We start from the raw sequence: 5,368 nt of genomic DNA, 5'->3' as shown, positions 1-5,368 counted from the left end.
CTCTCCATGGGATCGGGGGATGTGAGGGTAGGCTAACCTAACCGGGTGTTGGTCGACAGTTCCCCACGAAGCACCGCCGCCCCCGAAGCCGTGGCCCCGAGGAGAGGCGCCCGGCGCCTGGCCGGGCTGCTCGTCTCGGTGGGTGTGCTCCTGCTGGTCGTCGTCGCGTCCCTGGCCGTCGGCGCCAAGCAGATCCCCGTCGACCAGGTCTGGCACGGGCTGTTCCACTACACCGGCGACGACACCGACGTGGTCGTCCGGGACGTCCGCGTCCCCCGCACCCTCCTCGGGCTGCTCGTCGGCGCCGGACTCGGCCTCGCCGGCACGGTGATGCAGGCCCTCACCCGCAACCCCCTCGCCGACCCCGGCCTGTTCGGCATCAACGCCGGCGCCGCGGCCGCCGTCGTCTCCGGCGTCAGCTTCCTCGGCGTCACCTCGCTGACCGGCTATGTGTGGTTCGCCTTCCTGGGCGCCGCCGCCGTCTCCGTCGTGGTCTACGCGCTGGGCGGCAGCCGGGGCGCCACGCCCGTACGCCTCGCCCTCGCCGGCACCGCCGTGACGGCCGCGCTCAACGGCTACGTCTACGCGGTGCAGCTGATGGACACCGCCGCCCTGGACCGGATGCGCTTCTGGACGGTCGGCTCCCTGGCCTCCGCCAACGACGGCGTCGTCCGGCAGGTCGCCCCCTTCGTCCTCGTCGGCATCGCGCTCGCCCTGCTGCTGGCACGGCCGCTCAACGCCATGGCCCTCGGCGACGACCAGGCCCGCGCCCTGGGCACCCGGCTGACCGCGACCCGCGTCCTCGCCCTGCTCACCGTCACCCTCCTGTGCGGCGCGGCGACCGCCGCCTGCGGGCCGATCGTCTTCATCGGCCTGATGGTGCCGCACGTCGTCCGCTCCTTCACCGGCCCCGACCTGCGCTGGGTCCTGCCGTACGCGGCCGTCCTCGCGCCCGTGCTGCTCCTCGGCTCGGACATCGCCGGCCGGGTCCTCACCCGCCCCTCCGAACTCCAGGCCGGCATCGTCACCGCGCTGATCGGCGGGCCCGTCTTCATCCACCTCGTGCGCCGCCGGAGGATGGCCCAGCTGTGAACGACGCCCCCACGTCCCTCCACGACGTACGAGCCCCTCGGCGCGTGCCGGTCCTGCGCACTCGCGGCGGTCTCTCCCTACGCGTCGAGCCGCGCGCCGCGCTCGTCGTGCCCCTGCTGCTGGCCGTCGCGCTCGCCGCCTCCGTCGCCCTCATCGGCACCGGCGACTACCCCATGTCCTTCGCCGACGTCCTGCGCACCCTCACGGGCGGCGGGACCGCAGCGCAGGAGTTCATCGTCCACGACCTGCGGCTGCCGCGCGTCCTGGTCGGCCTCCTGGTCGGCACCGCCCTCGGACTGGCCGGCGCCGTCTTCCAGTCCGTCTCCCGCAACCCGCTGGGCAGCCCCGACGTGATCGGCCTCGGCCAGGGCTCCTCCGTGGGCGCGCTCACCGTCATCGTCCTCCTCCACGGCGGCCCCACGGCCGTCGCCGCCGGAGCCGTCGCCGGCGGACTGCTCTCCGGCGCCGCGATCTACGCCCTCGCCTGGCAGCGCGGCGTGCACGGCCACCGGTTCGTCCTCGTCGGCATCGCCATGTCCGCCGTCCTCGTCGCCGTCATCGGCTATCTGCTCACCAAGGCCAACCTCACCGACGCCGCCCGCGCCACCGTCTGGATGGTCGGCTCCCTCAACGGCCGCGACTGGAGCCAGGTGTGGCCCCTGCTCGCCGTCTGCGCCGTGCTCGTCCCCGCCGTCCTCGGCCACGGGCGGAGCCTGCGCATGCTGGAGATGGGCGACGACTCCGCCTACGCGCTCGGCGTGCCCGTCGAACGGACCCGGCTCGTCACCATGGGCGCCGCCGTCCTGCTCACCGCCGCCGCCACGGCCGCCGCCGGCCCCATCTCCTTCGTCGCCCTCGCCGCGCCCCAGCTGGCCCGGCGCCTCACCCGCTCACCCGGCCCCAACCTCACCGCCGCCGCCTGCACCGGCGCGGCCCTGCTGGTCACCGCCGACTGGGCCTCGCAACGCCTCTTCGGCGCGGACCAACTGCCCGTCGGCGCCCTCACCGGCATGCTCGGCGGCTGCTATCTGCTGTGGCTGCTCCACACCGAGCGCCGGGCGGGACGGATATGAGCACGTACCAACACAACGGAGAGAACCCCATGAGCCGGCTGTCGGCCGAATCCGTCACCCTCGCCTACGACGGGCGGGTCATCGCGGAGAACCTCTCCGTCGCCGTCCCCGACAACTCCTTCACCGTCATCGTCGGCCCCAACGCCTGCGGCAAGTCCACCCTGCTGCGCGCCCTGTCCCGGATGCTCAAGCCGCGGGCCGGATCCGTGCTGCTCGACGGCGCCGCCATCGGCTCGTACCCGGCCCGCAAGGTCGCCCGTACGCTCGGCCTGCTGCCGCAGTCCTCGGTCGCGCCCGACGGCATCACCGTCGCCGACCTCGTCGCCCGCGGCCGCCACCCCCACCAGGGGCTGCTGCGGCAGTGGTCGCCCGAGGACGAGCGGATCGTCCAGGAGTCGATGGCCGCCACCGGCGTGGCCGCCCTCGCCGACCGGTACGTCGACGAACTCTCCGGCGGCCAGCGCCAGCGCGTGTGGATCGCCATGGCCCTCGCCCAGCGCACCCCGCTGCTGCTCCTCGACGAGCCCACGACCTTCCTCGACATCCAGCACCAGATCGAGATCCTCGACCTGTGCGCCGAGCTCCACGAGAACCAGGGCCGCACCCTCGTGGCCGTCCTCCACGACCTCAACCACGCCGCTCGCTACGCCACCCACCTGATCGCCATGCGCGACGGGCGCGTCGTCGCCGAGGGGGCGCCCGGCGACATCGTGACGGCCGAGCTCGTGGAGCGGGTCTTCGGGCTGCGCTGCCAGGTCATCGACGACCCGCAGACCGGCACTCCGCTCGTCGTCCCGGCGGCGCGGCGGCCTGCCGGTGCCACCGTCAGAGGATCGAGCGCAGCCGCAGCACGTCCCGCAGGCCCGCCTTCAGCCTGACCCGGCCACTGGCCCAGGCACGGGCGAAGTTCAGCCGTCCGTCGACCAGGGCCACCAGATCGTCCCCGGTCATCTCCAGCGCGATCTCCGCCCGCCGCTCCGGGACGCCCTCGACGGTCCGCACCTCCTTGAGGTGGCCGTCCCGGAGGTGGCCCACGAAGGTGACGTCGAGATCCGTGACATGACAGCTGAGCGAGCGGTCGGGCGCGGCGGCGGACCGGAGCTCGCCGCTCGCGCCCGCGAGGTTCTCCGCCAGCCGGTCGAGTGCGCCGAGGCACTCATCGATCGTCGCCATCGCCTTGGACGGTACCCCAGGCGGCCGGGAACGCACGGGAACGCGGGAGTAACACCCGCGACCGGGTAGCGTCGGAACCATGACCGACCCCGGGACCGACCCGACACCACAGCCACCGGAGCCTCAGGACGCTCCGGAGCCCCAGGGCTCCCAGGAGGCCCAGGGCCCCTCCGAAGCCCAGGGGCTTCAGGAGCCCCTGGAGCCCGAGCCCCTCGGCGTCGGGCGCACCCCCACCGGCGACCCCGGCGTGGACGCGCACCTGGCCCGGCTCGCGGACGCCGACCACCTCGACGCGAGCGGACACCTGGCGGTGTACGAGGATGTACACCAGGGGCTGCGTGACGCGCTCGGCGCGCTCGACCGGCCCCCGGGGCCACCGCCCGGCCCCGCACGTCCGTACGACAACAGGAGCTGAACCGCACGTGGCAGTGACCCGCCGCCGACTCGACGCGGAGCTGGTGCGCCGCAAGCTGGCCCGTTCTCGCGAGCACGCGAGCCAGCTGATCGCCGCCGGCCGGGTGACCGTCGGAGGGACGACGGCGACCAAGGCCGCCACCCAGGTGGAGACCGCCGCCGCCGTCGTCGTCACCCAGGACGACAGCGACCCGGACTACGTCTCGCGCGGCGGGCACAAGCTCGCCGGCGCCCTCGCCGCCTTCACACCGCTCGGCCTGAAGGTCGAGGGCCGCCGCGCGCTGGACGCGGGCGCCTCCACCGGCGGCTTCACGGACGTGCTGCTGCGGGCCGGCGCCGCCCACGTCGTCGCCGTCGACGTCGGCTACGGACAGCTCGCCTGGTCCCTCCAGAGCGACGAGCGCGTCACCGTGAAGGACCGCACGAACGTACGCGAATTGACGCTGGAGCAGATCGACGACCAGCCCGTCGATCTTGTCGTGGGCGATCTGTCCTTCATTCCGCTCGGGCTGGTGCTGCCCGCGCTCGTGCGCTGCTCCGCGCCCGACGCGGACCTGGTCCTGATGGTCAAGCCGCAGTTCGAGGTCGGCAAGGAACGCCTCGGCGCCGGTGGTGTGGTGCGCAGCGCCGCCCTGCGGGCCGAGGCGGTGCGCGCGGTCGCCGCGCGCGCGGCCGAGCTGGGACTCGGCGTACTCGGGGTTACCGCGAGCCCGCTGCCCGGGCCGTCCGGCAATGTCGAGTACTTTCTGTGGCTGCGCGCCGGTGCGCCTCAACTGGACCCGGCGGACGTTGACCGTGCAGTGGCGGAGGGGCCCCGTTGACCACTTCAGGACGTACCGTTTTTCTGCTCGCCCACACCGGTCGCCCGGCGGCGATCCGCAGCGCGGAGCTTGTGGTTCAGGGGCTGTTGCGCTGCGGAATCGGCGTGCGGGTGCTCGCCGAGGAGGCCGCGGACCTGCCGCTGCCGGCCGCAGTCGAGCGCGTCGAGGCGGGGCCGGGCTGCGGCGACGTCCTGGCGGGCTGTGAGCTGCTGGTCGTGCTTGGCGGCGACGGCACGCTGCTGCGCGGCGCGGAGTTCGCGCGCAGCTCCGGGGTGCCCATGCTGGGCGTCAACCTCGGGCGGGTCGGCTTCCTGGCGGAGGCCGAGCGGGACGATCTCGACAAGGTCGTCGACCGGGTGGTCACGTGCGCCTATGAGGTCGAGGAGCGGATGACCCTCGATGTGCTGGTCCGTACGGACGGGCGTGTCGTGCACACCGACTGGGCGCTGAACGAGGCGTCGGTGGAGAAGGCGGCGCGGGAGCGGCTGCTGGAGGTCGTGACGGAGGTGGACGGGCGGCCGGTTTCCCGTTTCGGCGGGGACGGGGTCGTGTGCGCCACGCCCACCGGGTCGACCGCCTATGCCTTCTCGGCGGGTGGGCCCGTGGTGTGGCCCGAGGTCGAGGCGCTGCTGATGGTGCCGATCAGTGCCCATGCGTTGTTCGCGAAGCCGCTGGTCACCGCGCCGGACTCGGTGCTGGCGGTGGAGGTGCAGCCGCAGACGCCGAACGGGGTGCTGTGGTGCGACGGGCGGCGGAGCGTGGACCTGCCGGCGGGGGCGCGGGTGGAGGTACGGC

7 protein-coding genes are annotated in these 5,368 nt (G+C 73.9%); 6 read left to right on the top strand and 1 reads right to left on the bottom strand.

Features of this window, described 5'->3' with window-relative positions; genetic code table 11:
• The first annotated feature begins 48 nt into the window (after positions 1–48).
• From K6I33_RS31430 to K6I33_RS31420, 3 genes are read left to right on the top strand one after another with little or no spacing between them, the layout of a single operon-like run.
• Positions 49–1,092, top strand: a complete 1,044-nt coding sequence (locus tag K6I33_RS31430) for an iron ABC transporter permease (RefSeq protein ID WP_229357950.1) — start codon at positions 49–51, stop codon at positions 1,090–1,092.
• Positions 1,089–2,165 (top strand): iron chelate uptake ABC transporter family permease subunit, encoded by a 1,077-nt coding sequence (locus K6I33_RS31425; RefSeq protein WP_229357948.1) that lies wholly within the window; start codon positions 1,089–1,091, stop codon positions 2,163–2,165. The genes K6I33_RS31430 and K6I33_RS31425 overlap by 4 nt, the downstream gene beginning before the upstream one ends.
• Before the next feature lie 29 nt (positions 2,166–2,194).
• A complete protein-coding gene (locus K6I33_RS31420) occupies positions 2,195–3,043 on the top strand; it encodes an ABC transporter ATP-binding protein (RefSeq protein ID WP_229357947.1) in 849 nt (282 codons plus the stop codon).
• On the opposite strand, the gene K6I33_RS31415 is transcribed toward K6I33_RS31420, so the two are convergent.
• Positions 2,991–3,338, bottom strand: a complete 348-nt coding sequence (locus K6I33_RS31415; RefSeq protein ID WP_229357946.1) for a sterol-binding protein — start codon at positions 3,336–3,338, stop codon at positions 2,991–2,993. The genes K6I33_RS31420 and K6I33_RS31415 overlap by 53 nt on opposite strands.
• 79 nt (positions 3,339–3,417) lie before the next feature.
• Between K6I33_RS31415 and K6I33_RS31410 the strand changes: the two genes are divergently transcribed.
• The 3 genes from K6I33_RS31410 to K6I33_RS31400 all read left to right on the top strand — a co-directional run.
• Positions 3,418–3,753, top strand: a complete 336-nt coding sequence (locus K6I33_RS31410; protein ID WP_229357945.1) for a hypothetical protein — start codon at positions 3,418–3,420, stop codon at positions 3,751–3,753.
• A 13-nt stretch (positions 3,754–3,766) separates the two neighbouring features.
• Positions 3,767–4,573, top strand: a complete 807-nt coding sequence (locus tag K6I33_RS31405; RefSeq protein WP_229357949.1) for a TlyA family RNA methyltransferase — start codon at positions 3,767–3,769, stop codon at positions 4,571–4,573.
• Positions 4,570–5,368: NAD kinase (locus K6I33_RS31400; protein ID WP_229357944.1), on the top strand; the 799-nt coding region annotated here is incomplete at its 3' end. The genes K6I33_RS31405 and K6I33_RS31400, both read left to right, overlap by 4 nt.

Source organism: Streptomyces sp. UNOB3_S3 (assembly GCF_020740895.1).
Taxonomy (GTDB): domain Bacteria; phylum Actinomycetota; class Actinomycetes; order Streptomycetales; family Streptomycetaceae; genus Streptomyces.
Note: the sequence above shows the minus strand (reverse complement) of the source record. Positions and strands in the feature narration are given on the sequence as shown.

Bases quoted from the DNA above. Each gene is read 5' to 3' on its own strand.
- K6I33_RS31415 (WP_229357946.1), bottom strand. From the start codon at position 3,338: ATGGCGACGATCGATGAGTGCCTCGGCGCACTCGACCGGCTGGCGGAG.
- K6I33_RS31420 (WP_229357947.1), top strand. From the start codon at position 2,195: ATGAGCCGGCTGTCGGCCGAATCCGTCACCCTCGCCTACGACGGGCGG.
- K6I33_RS31410 (WP_229357945.1), top strand. From the start codon at position 3,418: ATGACCGACCCCGGGACCGACCCGACACCACAGCCACCGGAGCCTCAG.